19 protein-coding genes and 1 pseudogene are annotated in these 19,510 nt (G+C 72.7%); 5 read left to right on the top strand and 15 right to left on the bottom strand.

Going from position 1 to position 19,510, the window contains the following annotated elements; translation table 11 throughout:
- Position 1: 1 nt before the first annotated feature.
- The 5 genes from DV20_RS32590 to DV20_RS32570 all read right to left on the bottom strand — a co-directional run bounded on the left by DV20_RS32590 (position 2) and on the right by DV20_RS32570 (position 3,995).
- Positions 2-805, bottom strand: a complete 804-nt coding sequence (locus DV20_RS32590; RefSeq protein WP_043786946.1) for an ABC transporter permease — start codon at positions 803-805, stop codon at positions 2-4.
- Entirely contained in the window at positions 805-1,761 is a 957-nt protein-coding gene (locus DV20_RS32585; RefSeq protein WP_043786945.1) for a daunorubicin resistance protein DrrA family ABC transporter ATP-binding protein, read from the bottom strand. The genes DV20_RS32590 and DV20_RS32585 overlap by 1 nt, the downstream gene beginning before the upstream one ends.
- A gap of 27 nt (positions 1,762-1,788) precedes the next feature.
- On the bottom strand, positions 1,789-2,631 hold the full coding sequence (locus DV20_RS32580) for a DUF4097 family beta strand repeat-containing protein (protein WP_043786944.1): 843 nt from the start codon (positions 2,629-2,631) through the stop codon (positions 1,789-1,791).
- 67 nt (positions 2,632-2,698) lie between these two features.
- Positions 2,699-3,187 carry a toxin-antitoxin system HicB family antitoxin gene (locus tag DV20_RS32575; protein WP_043786943.1) on the bottom strand — a complete coding sequence of 163 codons (489 nt, stop codon included), beginning with the start codon at positions 3,185-3,187 and terminating at the stop codon, positions 2,699-2,701.
- 124 nt (positions 3,188-3,311) lie between these two features.
- Positions 3,312-3,995 (bottom strand): FadR/GntR family transcriptional regulator, encoded by a 684-nt coding sequence (locus DV20_RS32570; protein WP_043786941.1) that lies wholly within the window; start codon positions 3,993-3,995, stop codon positions 3,312-3,314.
- 48 nt (positions 3,996-4,043) lie between these two features.
- On the opposite strand from DV20_RS32570, the gene DV20_RS32565 reads away from it, so the two are divergent.
- Positions 4,044-5,261 carry a CynX/NimT family MFS transporter gene (locus DV20_RS32565; protein ID WP_043786939.1) on the top strand — a complete coding sequence of 406 codons (1,218 nt, stop codon included), beginning with the start codon at positions 4,044-4,046 and terminating at the stop codon, positions 5,259-5,261.
- A 22-nt stretch (positions 5,262-5,283) separates the two neighbouring features.
- Here the strand turns inward: DV20_RS32565 and DV20_RS32560 are convergent, their stop codons facing one another.
- The 3 genes from DV20_RS32560 to DV20_RS32550 form a co-directional block, all read right to left on the bottom strand.
- Positions 5,284-5,994, bottom strand: a complete 711-nt coding sequence (locus DV20_RS32560; RefSeq protein WP_235191044.1) for a tyrosine-protein phosphatase — start codon at positions 5,992-5,994, stop codon at positions 5,284-5,286.
- 50 nt (positions 5,995-6,044) lie between these two features.
- Positions 6,045-7,439 carry a mycothione reductase gene (locus DV20_RS32555; RefSeq protein ID WP_043786937.1) on the bottom strand — a complete coding sequence of 465 codons (1,395 nt, stop codon included), beginning with the start codon at positions 7,437-7,439 and terminating at the stop codon, positions 6,045-6,047.
- A 96-nt stretch (positions 7,440-7,535) separates the two neighbouring features.
- A complete protein-coding gene (locus DV20_RS32550; RefSeq protein WP_235191043.1) occupies positions 7,536-8,414 on the bottom strand; it encodes a M15 family metallopeptidase in 879 nt (292 codons plus the stop codon).
- Between the two features lie 162 nt (positions 8,415-8,576).
- On the opposite strand from DV20_RS32550, the gene DV20_RS32540 reads away from it, so the two are divergent.
- Complete coding sequence (locus tag DV20_RS32540; protein ID WP_043786933.1) at positions 8,577-9,401, top strand: S1 family peptidase; 825 nt, start codon at positions 8,577-8,579, stop codon at positions 9,399-9,401.
- 17 nt (positions 9,402-9,418) lie between these two features.
- Positions 9,419-9,850: a GNAT family N-acetyltransferase gene (locus DV20_RS32535; protein ID WP_043786931.1), complete on the top strand. Its 432-nt coding sequence runs from the start codon at positions 9,419-9,421 to the stop codon at positions 9,848-9,850.
- Positions 9,851-9,993: 143 nt separating this feature from the next.
- Here the strand turns inward: DV20_RS32535 and DV20_RS32530 are convergent, their stop codons facing one another.
- The 3 genes from DV20_RS32530 to DV20_RS32520 all read right to left on the bottom strand — a co-directional run bounded on the left by DV20_RS32530 (position 9,994) and on the right by DV20_RS32520 (position 14,136).
- Complete coding sequence (locus DV20_RS32530) at positions 9,994-11,169, bottom strand: 8-amino-7-oxononanoate synthase (RefSeq protein ID WP_043786930.1); 1,176 nt, start codon at positions 11,167-11,169, stop codon at positions 9,994-9,996.
- A 100-nt stretch (positions 11,170-11,269) separates the two neighbouring features.
- Positions 11,270-12,850, bottom strand: a complete 1,581-nt coding sequence (locus tag DV20_RS32525; protein WP_043786929.1) for a DEAD/DEAH box helicase — start codon at positions 12,848-12,850, stop codon at positions 11,270-11,272.
- A gap of 323 nt (positions 12,851-13,173) precedes the next feature.
- The gene (locus tag DV20_RS32520; protein WP_043786928.1) at positions 13,174-14,136 is read right to left on the bottom strand and encodes an RIO1 family regulatory kinase/ATPase domain-containing protein; all 963 of its coding nucleotides are present in this window, start codon (positions 14,134-14,136) and stop codon (positions 13,174-13,176) included.
- A gap of 285 nt (positions 14,137-14,421) precedes the next feature.
- Here DV20_RS32520 and DV20_RS32515 point away from each other — a divergent pair, with 285 nt between their 5' ends.
- Positions 14,422-15,954: a phytoene desaturase family protein gene (locus DV20_RS32515; protein ID WP_043786927.1), complete on the top strand. Its 1,533-nt coding sequence runs from the start codon at positions 14,422-14,424 to the stop codon at positions 15,952-15,954.
- A 6-nt stretch (positions 15,955-15,960) separates the two neighbouring features.
- Here DV20_RS32515 and DV20_RS32510 read toward each other — a convergent pair whose 3' ends face one another.
- Positions 15,961-16,848, bottom strand: a complete 888-nt coding sequence (locus DV20_RS32510) for an MBL fold metallo-hydrolase (RefSeq protein WP_043786926.1) — start codon at positions 16,846-16,848, stop codon at positions 15,961-15,963.
- Positions 16,849-16,931: 83 nt separating this feature from the next.
- Between DV20_RS32510 and DV20_RS32505 the strand changes: the two genes are divergently transcribed.
- Positions 16,932-17,777, top strand: coding sequence for a LysR family transcriptional regulator (locus tag DV20_RS32505; RefSeq protein ID WP_043786925.1), 846 nt, complete (start codon positions 16,932-16,934; stop codon positions 17,775-17,777).
- Between the two features lie 4 nt (positions 17,778-17,781).
- Here the strand turns inward: DV20_RS32505 and DV20_RS32500 are convergent, their stop codons facing one another.
- From DV20_RS32500 to DV20_RS45680, 3 genes and pseudogenes are all read right to left on the bottom strand, one after another.
- Positions 17,782-18,453, bottom strand: coding sequence for a winged helix-turn-helix transcriptional regulator (locus DV20_RS32500; RefSeq protein WP_043786924.1), 672 nt, complete (start codon positions 18,451-18,453; stop codon positions 17,782-17,784).
- Positions 18,454-18,457: 4 nt separating this feature from the next.
- The gene (locus DV20_RS32495; RefSeq protein ID WP_043786922.1) at positions 18,458-19,129 is read right to left on the bottom strand and encodes an esterase/lipase family protein; all 672 of its coding nucleotides are present in this window, start codon (positions 19,127-19,129) and stop codon (positions 18,458-18,460) included.
- Positions 19,126-19,510 (bottom strand): annotated as a pseudogene (locus DV20_RS45680) (hypothetical protein); the annotation flags it as partial. The pseudogene DV20_RS45680 and the gene DV20_RS32495, both read right to left, overlap by 4 nt.

The following is a 19,510-nucleotide window of genomic DNA, read 5'->3' as shown; positions in this document are numbered from 1 at the left end:
CTCAGTGGCTCGTGGCCTTCTTGTAGCAGCGCACCGAAAGCGGCACGAAGATCGCCAGCAGCAGCGCGATCCACAGCACCGACGCCAGGAGCGCGTGCTGCATCGGCCAGACGTCGCGCGGCGGCAGGGCCGCGCTGGTGTTGCCGAACAGTTCGCGCGCCGCCTGGGTGACCGCCGACACCGGGTTCCAGTCCGCGATCGCCCGCAGCGGGCCGGGCAGGCGGCCGCTGTCGACGAACGTGTTGGCCAGGAACGTCAGCGGGAACACGACCACCATCGAGACGTTGTTGAACACCTCGGGCTTGCGCACGGCCAGGCCGAGCGCGCCCATCACCCACGACAGCGCGTAGGAGAACGCCAGCAGCAGGACGATCCCGCCCAGCGCCTCCAGCACGCCGGTGTGGATGCGCCAGCCGACCAGCAGCCCGACCAGACCCATGATGAGCAGGCTCGCGGTGCTGAGGATGAGGTCGGCGGTGGTCCGCCCGATCAGCACCGCGGCCGGTGACATGGGCAGCGAGCGGAAGCGGTCGATGATGCCCTTCTGCAGGTCGTCGGTCAGCCCGTAGCCGGTGACGATGCCGCCCATCGCCACCGCCAAGGTGAAGATCCCCGGGAGCATGAACTCGCGGTAGGACAGGCCCGGGATGTCGATCACGCTGCCGAAGACGTACCCGAAGAGCAGCACGAACATCACCGGCGTGAACACGAGCGACCCGAGCAGGTCCAGTGACCGGAAGATCTTGATCGAGTTGCGCTTGGCCACGGTCACGCCGTCGGTCACGGCCATCTGCACCGCGTTCATCACACGGCCTCCTTCGCGGTTTCGGCCACCTCGTGGCCGGTGAGGGACAGGAAAACGTCGTCGAGGGTGGGACGGCGGACACCGACGTCGCGGACGTCGACGCCCTCCGCTGCGAGGATCGCCAAGGCTTCGGTAAGCGCTTTCGCGCCGTGGGTCACGGGCACGGTGAGCCGGAACGCCCCCGCCTGCGGCTCGCCGCTGGCCAGCCGGGCCAGGGCGCGGCGGGCCACCAGGACGTCGTCGTGGGTGCCGACGGTCAGCTCGATCCGCTCGCCGCCGACGAGGTCCTTGAGCTCGTCGGCGGTGCCGCGGGCGATCACGCGCCCGTGGTCGACGACGGCGATGCTGTCGGCGAGGCGGTCGGCTTCCTCCAGGTACTGCGTGGTGAGCAGCAGTGTGGTGCCGCCCGCGACCAGCTCGGTGATGACGTCCCACAGCTCGGTGCGGGCCCGCGGGTCGAGCCCGGTGGTGGGCTCGTCGAGGAACAGCACCGGCGGGTTGGCCACCAGCGCGCCGGCCAGGTCGAGCCGGCGCCGCATGCCGCCGGAGTAGCCCCTGACCGGGCGGTCGGCGGCGTCGGCCAGGCTGAACCGGGCCAGCAGCTCCCGGCCGCGGGCCTTGGCCCGCTTGGTGCCCAGGTGGTACAGCCGCCCGACCATCTCGAGGTTCTCCGCCCCGGTCAGTTCCGGGTCGACGGCGGCGTACTGCCCCGAGGCGCCGATGTGCGAGCGCAGCCGGTGCGCGTCCTTGACGACGTCGAACCCGGCGACCGTCGCCCGGCCCGCGTCGGGCTTCTGCAGGGTCGTGAGGATCTGGACGGTGGTGGTCTTCCCGGCGCCGTTCGGCCCGAGCACCCCCAGCACCGTGCCTTCCGGTACCGCCAAGGTCATCCCGTCGAGCGCGGTGACCTTCCCGTACTTCTTGACCAATCCCTCGGCCACGATGGCGTCTGGCATGGATTTCCCCTGTCTTCGTGTGGAGTTTCAGGCGCGGTGGATGACGATGTCGCCGGTGTAGGAGTGGGCTTTGACCTCGACGGTCTCGGTGGTGCCGCCCGGCCCGTCGGACGGCGTGAGCGTGTTGCGCACGGAGCCGACCAGCGAGTTCAGCTCGAGCCACGCGGCGCTGCCCTCGCGGATGCCGACCTCGATCTCGCCGACGGCGGTCTCGAGGACGACCCGGTCGCGCACGACCTCGCCGAGCCGGATGTCGCCGGCGGCGGTCTTGGCGTGCACGCCGGCGTGGGCGAGGTCGACGAGGATGTCGCCGTTGGCGACGTTCACCCGCAGGTCGCCGGTCACTTCGCCGACGCGGGTCTCGCCGTTGGAGTTCTTCAGGACGGCGGTGCCGTCGATCTCGCGGATCCGCAGCTCGCCGGAGCCGGTGCCGACCTCGGCGTGCCCGGTGGCCCGCTCGACGGTGACGTTCCCGGTCGCCGTGTTCGCCTCGAGCCGGGCGGCTTCGCCGAGGTGGATGTCGCCGACGGAGGTCTTGAAGCGGCTGGGGCCGACTCGTCCGGTGACGCGGAAGTCACCCATCGCGGCGGTGCCGGCGATCTGCGAACCGGCCGGCAGCTCGACCGTGACGTGCAGGGCGCCGGCCCGGCCCCACAGCTTGGTGACGTACTTCGGGCCCTTGACCACCAGCTCGCCGCCGGCGAACTCGACGCGGGTCTTCGCGACGGCCTTGACGTCCTCGTCTTCGCCAGGGTCGGCCGGGGTCACCTCGACGGTCGTTTCCGCGCTGTCGCCGGCGACGATCCGGACGTCGGCGACGCTGACGTCGATCGTGGCGGTGATCGGCTCGGGGGTCGGGAAAACAGGCATGGCTGCGCCCTCCTGGGGTGCTCGAATGGCGTCTCCGCAGGTGGGAGACGTGAAGGGGAAGAGGGAGTTACTGGACCCAGCCGGTGTACTTCTCGCCGAAGGCCGTCCGGCGCTGGGTGGGGCGGTCGCGGCCGGTGCCCAGCGCGTTGTTCGCGGCCCGGACGAGCCAGGCGTTGATGGAGATCCGGTCCCGGCCGGCGGCTTCCTCGACGCGCTGCTTCAGCTGTTCGGGCAGCCGCAGGTTGATGCGCGCCACGGCGCCGTCGTCGGTCTCGGGCGGCGGCGGCGTCTCCGCCGGCGCCGGTTCGGGGGCCGTGGGCAGCGAGACGGCGAACTCGGCCTCGCGACGGCGGAGGCGTACCTCGACGGACCCGGGGGCGAGGTCGCGGGTGATCTCGTCGGCCGCGGTCGAAAGGGCGTCGAGCAGGGTGAGCCGGATCGCCGACTCGAGCGGCGCGGTGAGCCGCTCGGCGAGGGCGACGGCGTCTTCGCCCGCCGCTTCGGCGGCGACCGCGAGCTCCCGGCGGAGTTCGTCCACGAAGGGCGTCAGGTCCATGGCACGAATATGGCACCACGGTGGTGCCACGACAACCCTGAAATGGCACCCCTAGGGGTCGCCGATGATGCCATTCCGGCAGAAACCGCAGGTCAGTCCGGGTGCTGCGGGGAGGAGTGGGGCGTCAGGCCGGTTCGATGCGTTCCAGGAGCTCGTCGAGGAATCCGCAGGCCTCGGCGGCGGCGCGGTCCGGGTCGCGGCCGGCGATGGCGTCGGCGAGGCCCTCGTGGCCGATCTCGGGGACGTGGTTCGCGCCCGGCGCGATGCTGGCCGTCGTCGCGATGCTGGCCGCGATGACCTCCGTCAGCCCGCGGTAGAGCTCGGTCAGCAGCCGGTTGTGCCCGGCGGCGACCACGGCGCAGTGGAACTCGGCGTCCGTGCGGGCGAAGTCCTGCCAGCGGCCCGCGCGCAGGTCGGTCTCGCGGCGGGCGAGCAGGGCTCGCAACCCGGCGACCTCTTCGTCGGTCCGCTCGACGGCCGCGAGCCGCGCGCCTTCGACCTCCAGTGTGCGCCGGACCTGCAGGACTTCCCGCAGTTCCGAGCCGCAGAGCCGGCGGATCGCGCCGGAGACCTCGCTGGTGGCGCGCACGTAGGTGCCGTCGCCCTGCCGGACCTCCAGGAGCCCGGTGTGCGCGAGCGCGCGGACGGCCTCGCGGACGGTGTTGCGCCCGACGCCGAGCTGCTCGACGAGCTCGACCTCGGTCGGGATGCGTTCGCCGACCGGCCATTCGCCCTGCGTGACCGCGGTGCGCAACTGCTCGATGACCTGGTCGACGAGGCCTGCCCGGCGCGTGGTGGCCAGAGGCACAGGATTATCCCTTCATCCAATCATCCTACGTATGAGAGAGTAGCGGGCATGCGCGTCGAACACCGTGAACCCGAACTCGACGGCGCCGTGGAGCTGCGGACGCCGGGCGTGGTCGCCGCCGGGGCGTTGCTCGCGGTCGCGGTGGTGCTCACCGCCCTCAACCTGCGCCCGGCCATCACCGGCGTCGGGCCGATGCTCGCCGAAATGCGCCAGGACCTGGGCGCTTCCGTCGTCTGGGCGGGCGTGCTCACGACGTTGCCGACGCTCTGTTTCGCGGGTGCCGGGCTGGCCGCGCCGCTGCTCGCGCGCCGGGCCGGGATCGGCGTCGCCATCGCGATCGCGCTGGCCGCCCTCGCCGCCGGGCTCGTGCTGCGCGTGCTCGACGGACCGGTCGTGGTGCTCGGCGGGACGCTCGTCGCCACCGCCGGGATCGCCCTGATCAACGTGCTCATCCCGGTCGTCATCAAGGACTCCTTCCCGGCTCGCATCGGCGTGCTGACCGGCGTCTACACCGCCGCGCTGCAGGGTGGCGGCGCACTCGGGTCGGCGGTGACCCCGCGGCTCGGCGACACCCTCGGCGGCTGGCGCCCGGCGCTGGGCGGCTGGGCGGTGCTGGCCGTCGTCGCGCTGCTGGCGTGGATTCTCGCAGCCCGCGGCACCGGCCGGGCCCCGCGGCCCGCCGTCGGGGCCGAAGGCGGCCGGTCGCTGCTGCGCAACCGGCTCGCCTGGATCGTCACCGCCTTCTTCGGCCTGCAGGCGTTCTACGCCTACGCCGCGATGGGCTGGTTCCCGCAGGTGCTGATGGACGCGGGCGTGCCGCGCGACGACGCCGGGCTGCTGTTCGGCCTGGTTTCGCTGATCGCCGTGCCGATCAGCCTCGTCGTCGCGCCGATGGCGGCCCGGCAGCGCGGGCAGAGCCGGTGGATCGTCGGGCTGGGCGTGTTCGGCGTCGCCGGGACCCTCGGGCTGATGCTCGCGCCGTCGTGGTCGCCGCTGCTCTGGAGCATCCTCGTCGGGCTCGGGATGAGCACGTTCTCCCTGGCCCTGACCGTGATCGCGCTGCGCGCGCGCACCGGCGCCGACACCGCCCGGCTGTCCGGGATGGCGCAGGGCTTCGGCTACCTGTTCGCCGCGCTCGGGCCGTTCCTGTTCGGCCTGCTGCACGACCTCGCGGGCGGCTGGACGGTGCCGCTGGCCATGCTGCTCGGCCTGCTCGCCGTCCAGCTGACCTTCGGCGCCCTCGCCGGCCGCCACCGCTTCGTCTGAAAGCCGTGGACGGGAGCGGTTGTCAGTTGACGGTCAAGCGGGCTTGCAGGGCGGCGAGTTCGCGGTCGGACAGACCGTTGCCGAGCAGGAAGCCGGGCATCATCAAAGCCGTGATCGTCGAGGTCAGCGACGCTTTGATGGTGGTGTTCCCGGCCGCGAGGAGTTCGGTCACCACGGTGAGCTGGTCACGGAAGCCAAGTTCGGCATAACGCTGCTTCATCCGGTCGTAGGTCAGCAGGTAGTCGGCGATGATCTCCTCCGGCCCCGCTCCGGCCAGCGTGAGCAGGACCAGCGTCAGCAGCCCGGTTCGGTCCTTGCCGCCGACGCAGTGGAACACCACGCACCCGGGTGGGGCGTTGGCAATCGTGCGTACGGCGGAGATCACCAGCTCGGGGTGTTCGGCGAGCAACGCCGGATAGTGCAGCGGAGAGCCCAGGTTGTCGATCTTCGTCCATCGCTCGTAGAACGGTGTGCCGACCGGATCCAGCGGAGTGCACGCTGTGGTGATGTCCGCCGGCCGCGGCGCGTGGTCCGGCTCGCGCTCGTCGGGGTTTCGAAGGTCGACCACAGTGCGCACCCCGTACGCCCAAGCCGCCGCCCACCCCGCCTCGCTCAAGCGCGCCGGCGCCTCCATCCGGACCACCGCCCGCGGTTTGACCCGGCCCAGGCCGCCCAGGTCGCGAACGTTGACACACCCGTCCCAAGAAAGCTCTCTGCCGCCGGTCACAGCCACAAGACGCGTCACCCCGCCCCGGGTTGGCGCGCCGACCGGCCCGCGGTGGGTCAGTCCAGGGGCAGGCTCAGCAGCGCGTTCTCGATCAGCTCCGGCATCGCCGGGTGGATCCAGTACTGGCCGCGCGCCATGCTCCGCGCGTCGAGGCCGAAGCTCATCGCCTGGATGAGCGGCTGGATCACCGAGGACGCCTGCGGGCCGATGATGTGCGCGCCGAGCAGCTGGCCGGTCGCCGGGTCGGCCAGGAGCTTCGCGAAGCCCGTGGTGTCCTCCATCGCCCAGCCGTACGCGATGCCGGCGTAGTCCTGCTTCGAGACCACATAGGACACGCCGAGGTCGCGGGCCTTCTGCTCGGTGAGCCCGACCGACGCGACCTGCGGGTGGGTGAAGACCGCGTGCGGCACGAACCGGTGGTCGGCGGTGATCCGCTCGTCCGGGTGCAGGAGGTTGTGCTGCACCACGCGGGCTTCGTGGTTCGCGACGTGCTTGAGCTCGTGCGGCGACGACAGGTCGCCGAGGGCGTAGATACCTTCGACCGCGGTCTGCTGGTAGGCGTCGACCACGACGTGCCCACTGTCCATTGTGGTCACTCCGGTGGCGGCGACGTCGAGCAGGTCGGAGTTCGGCTTCCGGCCGGTGGCGATCAGCAGCACGTCCCCCTCGACGGTCTCGGCACCCTGCGGTCCCTCGAGGTCCAGCGCGACGCCGTTCTCGGTCCGGCGCGCCCGCACGGTCTTGCGGTCGAGGCGGACGTCGAACCGCTCGGCGGCCAGTTCGGTGAAGCGCGCGCTGACGTCCTCGTCTTCCGAGCGCAGCAGCCGTCCGGAGCGGTTGACGAGCGTGACCCGCACGCCGAAGGAGGCGAAGACGTGCGCGAACTCGGCCGCGATGTACCCGCCGCCGAGGATGACGATCCGCTCCGGCAGCTCGTCGAGCCGCATCACGGTGTCGGAGGTGTGGTACTCGACGCCGTCCAGGCCCGGGATGTCCGGGATGACCGGGCGCCCGCCCGCGGCGAGCACGAACTCGTCGGCGGTCAGCACCTCGTCGGGACGTCCGTCGCCGAAGCTGACGCGCAGCTCCTTGTGGCCGGTGAAGCGGCCCGTGCCCTCGTAGACGTCGACGTTCGCGTTGTCCTCGTGGCTGCGGCGGTACTCCGCGCCGCCCGCGGCGATCGGGTCGATCCGGCCGAAGACCCGGTCCCGGATGTCGCGCCAGCGCACGCCCTTCAGCTCTTCGTCGACGCCGTACTTGGAGCTGTGCGAAGGCGTGTACGCGACGTCGGCGGCGTACACGAACATCTTCGTCGGGATGCAGCCCACGTTGAGGCAGGTGCCGCCGAAAGTGCCCTTCTCCACGATCGCCGTCTTCTTGCCGGCGAAGTCCGGGCCGAGGATGGAGTTCCCCGATCCCGTCCCGACGATCACCAGGTCGTAGTGGGGCACTGCATCCTCCGCGGGTCCGGTTCCGGTCGTTCCACCCTAGCCAACCGCCTCGCACAGGTGAGTGTTCCCCGTTGTGCTTAACGTCGTCTTACGTGGTCAACGGCCGGTGGCGGTGAAGTGCATCCGGTCGACCGGGCGGCGCCAGTTCCCGCCCCAGCTCCACCCGATCGCGGCGAACGCGCGTACGGTCACGTCGCCGGCCAGGACCATGCCGGGCCGCCGACGCGAGCGGTCGACGTACGCCGACGCCAGCTCGGGAAGCACGAGGTCGCCCTGGGTGTAGGGGTTGCAGAACGGGTTGACGTCGACGGCGAGCCCGGAGGCGTGCGCCGACCAGGTCGTCTGCCCGCGCGCCGGCCGGCAGACGAACGCGCTGGTCGTGTTGCCGTCTCCGGTCGGGGGCGCGGTCAGCTCGGCCGGGCCGGTCACGCGCATCTCCTCGATGGGGAAGCGGGCGGCGAACAACTGCCCGAAAACCTTCGTGACGCTCGCCGCGGCGGAGGCGTTCACCAGCATTTCGCCGGTGTGCGCGCGGCCGTCGAAGCCCCGGAAGGACATCGTCAGGTAGCGGAGGTCGCCCGCCTTGACCGGGCAGGTGGGCTGCCAGGTGCTGCGCGCGAGGACGGCGGCGGGCACCGCGCTGATCGTCGAGGCGTACTCCTCGCCCGTCGGCGGCGGCAGGAGGTCTTTTGTCGGAAGTGCCCGATTCACCAGTTCGGGTGGCGTCGGCTCGACCTCGCCGAAGCCGTCGGGACGACGGGGGAGCGGCCGGGCCCCCACCGGCCAGGGGACGGCGGGCGTGCGCGGCACCGCGGCCGTGGTGCTCGCCGCGCTCGTCGCTGCGGCCGTGGTGCTCGCCGCGCTCGTCGCCGGCGCCGGTGCCGCTGGTGCGGGGCCCGGGGCCGGCGGCGGGGCCGGCGAGCACCCGCTGAGCGTGAGGACCAGCGCCGCCCACACCGCCGCTGTCCGCCGCATCCGGTCAGCTTGGCAGAAGCGGCCCCGGGCGGAGACCACCCGTTCCAGTGACACCGTTTTGGGCCCCCTCGGCTTAGGGTATTGAGCGCACGTCGTTCACGCACCGGAGTTGTCCGGGTGCCGAGTGCTTTGCTCCGTGCTGCGTCGAAAAGGGGAAGTCCCATGTCCGTGAAGTTCCGCCGATCCCTGCTGTTCGCGAGCGGCGCGCTCCTCGCGGTCGCCGCGTTCGCCGTCCCGGTGGTGGCCGGCACGGCGGCGGCGGACCCGGGCGCCGCCGGGTCGGGCAACCAGGCACGGATCGTCGGCGGCGAAAAGGCTTCCCTGGCCGACCACCCGTACGCGGTGTACCTGACCGACGCGGGCGGCAACCAGTTCTGCGGCGCGGTGATCGTCAGCTCCACGTCGGTGGCGACGGCGGCGCACTGCGCCAAGGCGGTGGCCAAGCAGGACATCCGCGTCGTGGCCGGCCGCGAGGACAAGCGCACCGGCGACGGCCAGGTCCTCGGCGTCTCGAAGGTCTGGGTCAGCCAGGGCTACACCGACCCGACGAAGGGCGGCGACGTCGCGGTGCTGACCGTCCGCGGCCAGTTCGGCTACCGGCCCGCGAAGCTGCCCGACAGCGGTGACGCGGGGCTGTACGCGAAGGGCACCCAGGCGACGGTGCTCGGCTGGGGCCGCATCGCCGACGGCGGCGCCCGGTCCGACTACCTGCGCAGCGCCCAGGTCCCGGTGGTCTCGGACAGCGAATGCCGGACGGATTACGACGTCTACGACCAGCGCACGATGGTGTGCGCGGGCTACGCCGAGGGCGGCGTCGACGCCTGCCAGGGCGACTCCGGCGGCCCGCTCGTGGTCGGGGACACGCTGATCGGCATCGTCTCCTTCGGCGACGGCTGCGCGAAGGCGAACAGGCCGGGCGTCTACACGCGCGTCTCGACGTACGCCGACGACATCGAGGCCCAGGCCAAGCCGCGCCTCCTCGGCTGAGCGTGCTAAGCAGGGGTATGCCGACCCTGCACGACGCCACCGGTCCCGAGCTGACCGCCGCCCAGCTGCACGACATCCTCCGCCTGCGCGTCGACGTGTTCGTCGTGGAGCAGAAGGCCGCGTACCCGGAACTCGACGGCCGTGACCTGCTCCCGGACACCCGTCACCTGTGGTTCGAAGAGGCCGGATCGGTCCTGGCGTACCTGCGCGTCCTGCTCGACCCGGGCGGCATCCGCCGCATCGGCCGCGTGGTGACGGCCGCCCACGCCCGCGGCACCGGCCTGGCGGCCCGCCTGATGGACGCGGCCCTGACTGTCCCGGGCGAGTACGTCCTGGACGCCCAGACGTACGTCCAGGGCTTCTACGCCCGCTACGGCTTCGTCGCGGAAGGCCCGGAGTACCTCGACGACGACGGAATCCCCCACATCAAGATGCGCCGCCGCCCGTGATCAGCGGGTCAACTCGCGTGATTGGAGGGTCGACACGCGTGATTGAAGGGTCGACACGGCAGGCACCCCCGGCCCACGCGTGTCGGCTGGGGAATCACGCGTGTCGGCTGGGGAATCACGCGTGTCGTCCGTTCCGGTACGGCTCAGGCGATCGCGCCGCGCGGGGCCGTCGCGGTGATCACCTTCACCGCGCGGTCCACGTCGGCCTCCGTGAGGTCGGCCCGCGCGGTCAGCCGCAGCCGGGAAATCCCGTCCGGCACCGACGGGGGCCGGAAGCACCCGACGCGGATCCCCTGCTCGGCACACGCCGCCGCCCAGGCCACCGCCGTCTCCGCGGACGGTGCCTGAACCGAGATCACGGCGGCGTCCGGCAGGCTCGCCTTCAGCCCGGCCGCCTTCAACGACATCGCCAGGTTGCCCGCGTTCTCGACGACCTTCCCCGCCAGTCCCGGCTCTTCCTTCAACGCGTGCAACGCGGCCAAAGCGGCAGCGGCACTCGCCGGCGCCAGAGCAGTGTCGAAGATGAAGCTCCGTGCCGTGTCCACCAGGTGCTTGATCACCCGGCGCGGCCCTACCACCGCGCCGCCCTGCGCGCCGAGGGACTTCGACAGCGTCAACGTCGTGACGACGTCGGGTGCGCCCGACAGCCCGGCGGCGTGCACCGCTCCGCGGCCCCCTTCGCCCAGGACGCCGAAGCCGTGCGCGTCGTCCACCAGCAGCGCCGCGCCGTGCGCACGGCAGATGCCGGCCAGCTCGCCGAGGGGTGCGAGGTCGCCGTCGACGGAGAACACCGAGTCGGTCACCACCAGGGCCCGCGGCTTGCGGCGGGTCTCCAGCGCGTGCTTGATCGCCGACGGCGTCGAGTGCGCGACCGCGGCGACGTCGGCCCGCGACAGCCGGCACCCCTCGATCAGCGACGCGTGGATGTACTTGTCGGTGACGATCGCGGACTCGGACCCCGACAGCGCCGTCACCGCACCGAGGTTCGCGGTGAAGCCGGAGGAGAACACGAGCGCCGCCTGCGCGCCGCAGAACCGGGCGAGCTCCAGCTCCAGTTCCGTGTGCAGCTCGGTCGATCCGGTGACCAGCCGGGAGCCCGTCGACCCGGCGCCCCAGCGCAATGCGGCGGCCGCGGCGGCGCCGGCGACGCGCTTGTCGCGGGCCAGCCCGAGGTAGTCGTTGCCGGCCAGGTCCAGCTCGTCGGCCCGCGCGGGCCGCGGCCGCAGCTGCCGCACGAGTCCCGCGTTCGCCCGCTTCTCCGCCTCGGCGTCGAGCCAGTCGAAAACCTCGTCGGGCGGGGGCGTCGGCGGCGTAGTCACGTCCCGCAGTCTCCCATCCGGCGCTCGAAGGTTCGCCAAGCGGGCCTGGAAACGCCGGAAGCCCCGGACCGAGTGGTCCGGGGCTTCCGAAAGAAGACGATCAGCTGTCGTAGCCGCGACGCGGGCCACGGCTCGGGCGGCCGTAGCCACCGCCGTTGCCCGAGCGGGGCTGACGGCCACGGCCGCCGAAGCCGCCGGGACGACCTTCGCGGTCGCCACCGCGGTAACCGCCGCGGTCGCCACCGTGTTCACGGTCGCCGTGGCCGCGCTCGCCGCCACGGCTGTAGCCGCCGCGCTCGCCGCCGCGGCTCGAGCCGCCGAAGCTGCCGCGGTCACCGCGGAAGCCACCGCCGCCACGACGCGGGCTCTCACGCCGCCGCTCGACCACCGGCTCGCCGCTGGGCTCGCGGGCGCCGGTGATGCGGGACAGCTCGGCGTCGCCCGGGCGGACCGTCGTCGACTCCGCGCGCACGCCGGCGCGGTCGGTCAGCCGGCGGACCATCCGGCGCTGGTCGTGCGTGGCCACCGTGACGACGACCCCGGACGCCCCGGCGCGCGCCGTGCGGCCCGCGCGGTGCAGGTAGTCCTTGTGGTCGGCCGCCGGGTCGACGTGCAGCACCAGCGAGATGTCGTCGACGTGGATGCCGCGCGCGGCGACGTCCGTGGCGACCAGCACCGGGGTGTGGCCTTCCTTGAAGTCGGCGAGGACGCGGTTGCGCTGCCCCTGCGTCTTGCCGCCGTGCAGCGCCGCCGCGTTGACGCCCTGCTCGCGCAGCCGCTCGGCGAGGCGGTCGACGTGGTGCTTGGTGCGCACGAACATGATCGTGCGGCCCTCGCGGGCGCCGATCTGCGTGATGACGTCCTGCTTGTCCTGGTGCGAGACCTGGAGCACGTGGTGGTCCATGGTCGTCACGCTGGCGGTCGACGGCGCGACCGAGTGCGTCACCGGGTCGGTCAGGTACTGCCTGACCAGGCGGTTGACGTCACCGTCGAGGGTCGCGGAGAACAGCAGCCGCTGACCCCCCGGCGGGGTGAGGTCCATGATCTCGCGGACCTGCGGCATGAAGCCCATGTCCGCCATCTGGTCGGCCTCGTCGAGGGCGATGAAGTTGCAGTCGCCCAGGTGCGCGGTGCCCTGCCGGACGTGGTCCGACAGCCGGCCCGGCGTGGCGATCAGCAGGTCGACGCCGCGGGACAGCGCGTCCGCCTGGCGGGCGAAGGCCATGCCGCCGACGGCCGTGCGGCACCACAGGCCGAGTGCCCTGGCCAGCGGGGTCAGCGAGTCGGCGACCTGCATGGCCAGCTCGCGGGTCGGGACGAGGATCAGCGCGCGGGGGCGCTTCGGGCGGGCCTTGCCGCCGTCGAGCCGGGCCAGCATGGCCAGGCCGAAGGCGAGCGTCTTGCCGGAACCGGTCTGGGCACGGCCCAGCACGTCGCGGCCGGCCAGCGCGTCCGGGATGGTGGCGGACTGGATCGGGAACGGGCTGTTGATGCCCGCGTCGGCCAGGGCACGGAGCAGCGGCTCCGGCAGGCCCAGCTCGGCGAAGGTCTTGGTGGCCACGAGCTCGACCGCGTCTTCGCGCAGCATGTCGCCGCCGGCCGGGCGGGTGCGCGGCTTGCGGTCGGGACGGCCCGCGTGCGCGGACGTCGAGGAAGGGCCGGAATTGAACGTGACGGTCACAAATGCCTCTCGGACGTGGTTCGTCGCAAGGGAGGCCCGGGCAGCCCGCGCGCAGGCAGGGCAAGATGGTGTGCGATGGGCGTTCACAGGGACGGACCCGGCACACCGTGTCATCGCTTGCCGACACTGCGCGCCGCTTGGGTTACGGATCACCGCGAGCCATTCGGTGGCTCTGGAGGCGACGGACACCAACTCATCCACGCCGCCGGTTGCGGTCTGTGCTTACTGTACCCGAACCGGAGCCGGTACTACTCATCGAGGTCACCGGTTGTGGGCGGCGTCGCAGTCGTGGTCCACACCACAGCCGCGACGCCGCCCCGGGATCAGGCCAGACCGGCCGCGGAGACGAGCTCGGCCAGCAGCTCTTCGGTCCGCGTGACGTGCTCGCCGAGGCCGCGGCCGTGGAACCAGCCGGCCAGGTTGCGCACGTCCCGCGCGAGGAACTCGGCGCCGCCGGGGTTGGCCACGACGTCGACGACCTGGGGCAGGTCGATCACCATCAGCCTGCCCCGGTGCACCAGCAAGTTGTACGCCGAGAGGTCGCCGTGCGCGAGCCCCTCGGAGGCGAGCAGCTCGAGCGCGGCGGTGGCCTGGAACCACAGGTCCGTCAGCTCGTCCGGGTCCGGGCGGACCTGGGCCAGCCGGGGTGCGGCGGTGCCGTCCTCCTCGCCGAGGAACTCGAGCAGCAGTTCCATGCCCTCCCGCTGCACCGGGTAGGGCACCGGCGCGCCGAGTGTCCACAGGCGACTCAGCGCGGCGAACTCCGCGACCGCCCACTGTTCGGCGATGAGGTTGCGGCCGAACGCGCTGCGGTGCGCCATCGCCCGCATCTCGCGGGACCGGCGCATCCGCCGCCCTTCGAGGTAGCCCGCGTCGCGGTGGAACAGCTTGTGCTCGTCGCTGCGGTAGCGCTTCGCCGCGAGCAACGCGCCCGGTGTGCCGGGCAGGGCGCGCCGCAGGAGGTGGACGTCGGCCTCCTTGCCGGTCTTCAGCACGCCGAGGTCGGTGTCGACCGCGGCGAGCTCGGTGACGACCCAGTCCGGCCGGGGCAGCGGGCCGTGCTCGGCGTCGTCCCACGTCGACCAGCGGTCGGCGCCCTCGGGCAGCTCGTTTTCCGTGTAGGCGTCGTCGCGCAGTTTCGCCAGGCGGACACGTTCGGCCTGGGTCAGCCGTCCGCTGCGGGTGGGTTCGGGCTCGTCGAACCGGCCGCGGCGCCGCGCCCGTGCCGGGCGGCGCGAAGGCTGGTCGTCGAACAGGTCGAAGTCTTCGAAGTCGTGCTGGCGCACTGGTGGGTTTCTCCTTGGTCAGGGATGCCCCACCGGGCGCGTGGTCAGCCTCGGGGGGCGGGTGGGTGAGGGCGCGAAAGGGCCCGGACAGTCATCACGACAGGCACCTCCCGTTCTCACGCACCGGCTCCCTGCCGGCTCGCGCCCAGGATGCCGGAACGGTCCGCCGCCGCGCAACCGGATTTCGCGGCGGCGTCACGAACGGTCCGTTCGTGACGTTTCCTTGAATTCGACCCCGCGTCGTGGTCACGATGAAAGGGCAGGCCGAACCCAGAGAGGCGGCGGATGAACAGTTACGACGTGGTGATCGTCGGCGGCGGGCACAACGGCCTGGTGGCGGCCGCGTACCTGGCGCGGGCGGGCCGGTCGGTGCTCGTCCTCGAACGGCGGGAAGAGACCGGTGGCGCCGCCGTCTCGTTCCGCGCGTTCGAGGGCGTGGACGTCCGGCTTTCGCGCTACTCGTACCTGGTCAGCCTGCTGCCGAAGAAGATCGTGGCCGACCTCGGCCTCGACGTGGAGCTGCGACGGCGCCGGATGTCGTCCTACACCCCGTCGGGCGGCCACGGGCTGCTCGTCGACAACGACGACGCCGTCCGGACGGCGTCGTCGTTCCGGGCGGTCACCGGGTCCACATCGGACTTCTCGGCCTGGCAGCGGTTCTACGAGCTGACCGGACGTGTCGCCGGGCGCGCGTTCGGGACGCTCACCGAACCACTGCTGTCCGAAGTGGACTTCCGCGAACGCGTCGGCGACGCCGAGGCGTGGTCCTTGCTGTTCGAACGGCCGATCGGCGAAGCGCTCACGTCGTGGTTCGGCCACGACACGGTGCGCGGCGTGGTGCTCACCGACGCGCTGATCGGCACGTTCGCCCCGGCGGACGGCGAGGACCTGCGGCAGAACCGGTGCCTGCTCTACCACGTGATCGGCAACGGCACCGGCGACTGGGACGTCCCGGTCGGCGGCATGGGCGCGGTCACCCGTTCGCTCGCGGCAGTGGCAGCCGCGGCGGGCGCGCGCCTGGAGACCGGTGCGGAGGTGCTCGCGATCGACCCGGACGGCGAGGTGCGCTATCGGCGTGACGACGCCGAACTCGTCGTCCGGGGCGGGCACGTGCTGGCGAACGTCGCGCCGGCGACGCTCGCGCGGCTGCTGGGCGAAGAACCGGCGGAACGTCCGGAAGGCGCACAGCTGAAGGTGAACATGGTGCTGACGCGGCTGCCGAGGCTGCGTGACCCGGACGTCGATCCGGCCGACGCGTTCGGAGGCACCTTCCACGTCAACGAAACGTTCACCCAGCTGGAAGCGGCGTACCGCGAGGCGGCGGCGGGCCGGATCCCCACGCTGCCGCCGTGCGAAATCTATTGCCACTCGTTGACGGATCCGTCGATCCTCGGCCCGGCCGAACGCTCGGCCGGCACGCACACGCTCACCCTGTTCGGCCTGCACATGCCGGCCCGCCTCTTCGAGGGGCGCAACGAAGAGGCCCGCGAAGCGGCGTTGCGCGCGACGCTGGCTTCGCTGAACAGCGTGCTGGCCGAGCCGATCGAGGACTGCCTGCTGACCGCGCCGGACGGCAGGCCCTGTGTGGAAGCCAAAACCCCGCTGGACCTGGAAGCCGAGCTGGGCCTTCCGGCGGGGCACATCTTCCACCGGGACCTGTCGTGGCCGTACGCGGAAGATCCGGCCCAGGCCGGCCGCTGGGGCGTCGAGACCGCTCATGAACGCATCCTGTTGTGCGGTGCGGGTGCTGCGAGAGGAGGTGGTGTCAGCGGCATCCCCGGTCACAACGCGGCAATGGCGGTCCTCGGCTCGGGGTGAACCGGGTCAGGCGTCGTGTTCGGTGCACAGACACGCGACGCCCGGCTCGATCCACTCCCGCCCGGCCCAGTCCGGGTGGCGCTCGACGAGCAGCGAGCGGACCTCGGCGGTGATTTCGTCCACGCCCATCGCCGAGTCCCGCCGCTGCCAGGTCTCGTCGCGCAGTTCCCGCAGGTAGGCACGGACGTCGGTGAGCACCGCCCCGTCACCGACCTCTCCGTGCCCGGGAACCACCACCCGGTGCCCGGCGGCGGCCAGCCGGTCCAGGACGGCCAGCCACCCCACGCCCGAGACGTCCACGTCGTGCGGCGGGAACCACGGGAAGATCGCGAACTGCCCGGTCTCGGCCAGGTCGCCGGTGAACAGGACGCCGGCGTCCGGTACCTCGACGACCTGGTCGCCCTGGGTGTGGCCGCGTCCGGTGGGGCGCAGCCGGACGGTCCGGCCGCCGAGGTCGAGGTCGTACCCGTCGTCGTAGACGAGGTCGGGTGCGGGGACGCGCACGCCCTCGAGGCGGCGGGCGATCACCTCGCCGAGGCCCCGGAACATCTCCAGGTAGCCCGGGCCCTTGGTGGCCAGGTCTTCGGCCTGGCCGCGGTTGGCCAGGTAGGTGGCCTCGCCGGCGAACACCTGCGCGCCGAACGCGTGCTCGGGGTGGAAGTGCGTCGTGGTCAGGTACAGGCGCCGGCCCTTCGCCACTTCGCGCGCGAAGGCGAGCACCTGCGCCGCGTTGGCGGTGCCGATGCCCGTGTCGACGACGAGGACGGCCTCGGTGCCGCCGACGACGCCGATGTTGGGCACCAGGTCGACGTGGTCGTTCGGGATCACCAGCAGGTCGGGGGCGATCTCCCGGGCGCCGGAGACGCGCACGGCGGGATCGGTCAGTTCGGTCATGGCCCCGATTCCACCCGCGCGCGGGTACGGCCGTCCAAGACCGGTTCGGTGGTGCCGATACCGGGCGAATATCGTCGCCGGTCATGGAGCTGCGCACGCTGCGGTACTTCGTCGCGGTCGCCGAAGAACGCCACTTCGGCCGGGCCGCCGCGCGGCTGCACATGAGCCAGCCGCCGCTGAGCCGGGCGATCAAGCAGCTGGAAACCGACGTCGGTGCCGTCCTGCTGCTGCGGTCGGCCGCCGGGGTCACGCTCACGCCGGCGGGGGAAGCGCTGCTGGCCGAGGCGCGGGCGCTGCTCGGGCAGGCCGACCGGGCCCGCGCGCGGGTGGCCACGGCCGCGGGCGCGCCGACCCTCACCGTCGGCATCCTCGGCGACAGCGCCGATCCGGGCGCGACCCGGCTCGCCGACACCTACCGGCGGCAGCACCCGGACGTCGAGGTCCGCGTCCGCGACACGGACCTGACCGACCCGACCTGCGGGCTGCGCGCCGGGCTGGTCGACGTCGCGCTGACCCGCGGGCCGTTCGACGAGACCGGCCTGACGGTGCGCGAGCTGCGCGCCGACCCGGTGGGCGCGGTGCTGCGCGCCGACGACCCGCTGGCCGGCCGTGGCCGGCTCGCGCTCGCCGACCTGGCCGGACGGCGCTGGTTCCGGTTCCCCGACGGCACCGACCCGGTCTGGCAGGCGTACTGGCACGGCGGCGAGCCGCGCGAAGGGCCGGTGGTCCGCGCGGTCCAGGAGTGCCTGCAGGCCGTGCTGTGGAACGGCACGGTCGGGCTGATGCCGCTCGGGCACCGGCCGCCAGGGGAGCTGGTCGTGGTGCCGCTCGCGGACATGGCGCCGAGTCCGGCGGTGGTCGCGTGGAAGACCGTCACGCCGCTGGTGCGCTCCTTCGCCCGGCTCGCGACGGCGGCCTACCGGGCCTGACCGTTCAGGCCGTGCGGTCGCGGGGCGACGGCAGGCGGAACAGGCCGTTGAGCCTGCGCAACGCCTCGCTGTCACCGGTGGCCGTGGCGGCGCCGGTCTTGATCGCCTTGGCCAGCGTCAGGGTCTGGCCGGTCACCTCCAGGAACGCCGCCTCGCCGATCGTGATGGTGGCGTCGGGGTGCTGGGCCGGTCCGTGGAGCGCCTCGATCGTCCCGTGGTCGACGCGGGCGTGGAACACCTCGTCGCCGATGCGGAACTCGTACACCGCGCGCAGGTCGCCGGCGGCCTCGGCGTCGAAGCAGGCCCGCAGGCCGAGCACGGCCCAGCCCGGGTGGAACGTCTCGGTCTCGCGGCGTTCGCCCATCGCCCACTTCAGGCCCCACCGCGCCAGCGCGAGGACGGCCGGGCCGAGCTCTTCGCCGGCTTCGGTGAGGGCGTAGGCCGGGGTGCGGGCGGGCGGTGGGAGCGTCACCTTGTGCGCCAGCCCGTCGCGTTCCAGGTGCTTGAGGCGGGCGGCCAGCAGTCCGGTGCCGAGGCCGCGGAGGCTGGCCTGCAGGTCGCCGAAGCGCTTGGGGCCGGTCAGCAGCTCGCGGACGAGCAGCAACGTCCAGCGTTCGCCGACGAGGTCGAGGGTGCGCGCGGTCGCGCAGTACTGGTTGTACGTCCGCTGGTCCACTTCTTCACTCTAGACTCCGGGCTTCCGCATCTTGAAGCAGAAGCCGGGCGAGCGACGCGGGATGGGTGACCATCACGTCGTGCGGCGCGTCCAGCGCGCGCGTCCGGTAGCCGACGGACTGGCCGAGCTCTTCGAACGCGTAGGTCTTCGGCCGGCACCAGAGGGCCGTGCCCGGAATCCGGTCGACAGCCCCGCTCAGGCGGGTGGTCTCGGTGAACGAGCGCCGGGACTGCGGGACCAGCCGAGGCGCCAGCCAGGCCACATCGCCGGGATCGGTGACGCCGTAGGCCGCCGGAGGCGGCGCGGGAATCGACGGGCCGTCGCCGGCGGCGGCGAGGAGGGCCCGCACGGTGGTCTCGGGCGCGAGGCCGAACAGGCTGCTGCCGTCGGGGCCCGCCCAGCCGTCCACGAGGACGACGTGGCCGACGGCGTCCGCCCGCGCGTCGGCCGCCTCGCGGACGACCAGGCCCGCGTAGCTGTGGCCGACCAGGACGACGTCGTCGTCGCGGACGGCGTCGAGCGCGGTGATGACGGTCTCGGCGTGGTCGTGGAGGCCGCCGGACACGCTGAGCTCCGGGGTCAGCGTGCGCGCCCCGGCGGCGTGCAGCAGCGGGACGATCCGGTCCCAGGCCCACGGGCCGTGCCAGGCGCCGTGGACGAGAACGAACGTGGTCATCGGGGTTCCTCCTCGCGCAGCAGGGGCAGGACGCCGGCGGCGAACTCCGCCAGGCCCGTGTCGTGGTCTTCGGTGGCCAGGCGGATCACCAGGTGACGCGCGCCGGCCGCGACGTAACCGGCCAGCCACTCGGCGGCTTGGCGAGCCGTGCCCGCGAACACGGCCTGGATCGACGCGACGGCTTCCAGCGGTGCGCCGTAGTAGCGCTCGATGCTCGTGCGCAGGCGGCGGCGGGCGGTTTCCGGATCCGTGTCCACGCACAGCGTGGCGTACAGGGCCGGCGTGACCGGCCGGACCGCTGTGCGGCCGAGTTCCCGCAGTTCGTCCGCGAACGTCACCGGCTCGGGCGGGTAGGGGAGCCAGCCGTCGGCGAGGCGGGCC

It is taken from the genome of Amycolatopsis rifamycinica (genome assembly GCF_000695625.1).
GTDB classification, from domain to species: Bacteria; Actinomycetota; Actinomycetes; order Mycobacteriales; family Pseudonocardiaceae; genus Amycolatopsis; species Amycolatopsis rifamycinica.
Note: the sequence above shows the minus strand (reverse complement) of the source record. Positions and strands in the feature narration are given on the sequence as shown.

Bases quoted from the DNA above. Each gene is read 5' to 3' on its own strand.
- DV20_RS32585 (WP_043786945.1), bottom strand. From the start codon at position 1,761: ATGCCAGACGCCATCGTGGCCGAGGGATTGGTCAAGAAGTACGGGAAG.
- DV20_RS32575 (WP_043786943.1), bottom strand. From the start codon at position 3,187: ATGGACCTGACGCCCTTCGTGGACGAACTCCGCCGGGAGCTCGCGGTC.
- DV20_RS32515 (WP_043786927.1), top strand. From the start codon at position 14,422: ATGAACAGTTACGACGTGGTGATCGTCGGCGGCGGGCACAACGGCCTG.
- DV20_RS32550 (WP_235191043.1), bottom strand. From the start codon at position 8,414: ATGCGGCGGACAGCGGCGGTGTGGGCGGCGCTGGTCCTCACGCTCAGC.
- DV20_RS32505 (WP_043786925.1), top strand. From the start codon at position 16,932: ATGGAGCTGCGCACGCTGCGGTACTTCGTCGCGGTCGCCGAAGAACGC.
- DV20_RS32565 (WP_043786939.1), top strand. From the start codon at position 4,044: ATGCGCGTCGAACACCGTGAACCCGAACTCGACGGCGCCGTGGAGCTG.
- DV20_RS32495 (WP_043786922.1), bottom strand. From the start codon at position 19,129: ATGACCACGTTCGTTCTCGTCCACGGCGCCTGGCACGGCCCGTGGGCC.
- DV20_RS32540 (WP_043786933.1), top strand. From the start codon at position 8,577: ATGTCCGTGAAGTTCCGCCGATCCCTGCTGTTCGCGAGCGGCGCGCTC.
- DV20_RS32580 (WP_043786944.1), bottom strand. From the start codon at position 2,631: ATGCCTGTTTTCCCGACCCCCGAGCCGATCACCGCCACGATCGACGTC.
- DV20_RS32535 (WP_043786931.1), top strand. From the start codon at position 9,419: ATGCCGACCCTGCACGACGCCACCGGTCCCGAGCTGACCGCCGCCCAG.
- DV20_RS32590 (WP_043786946.1), bottom strand. From the start codon at position 805: ATGAACGCGGTGCAGATGGCCGTGACCGACGGCGTGACCGTGGCCAAG.
- DV20_RS32510 (WP_043786926.1), bottom strand. From the start codon at position 16,848: ATGACCGAACTGACCGATCCCGCCGTGCGCGTCTCCGGCGCCCGGGAG.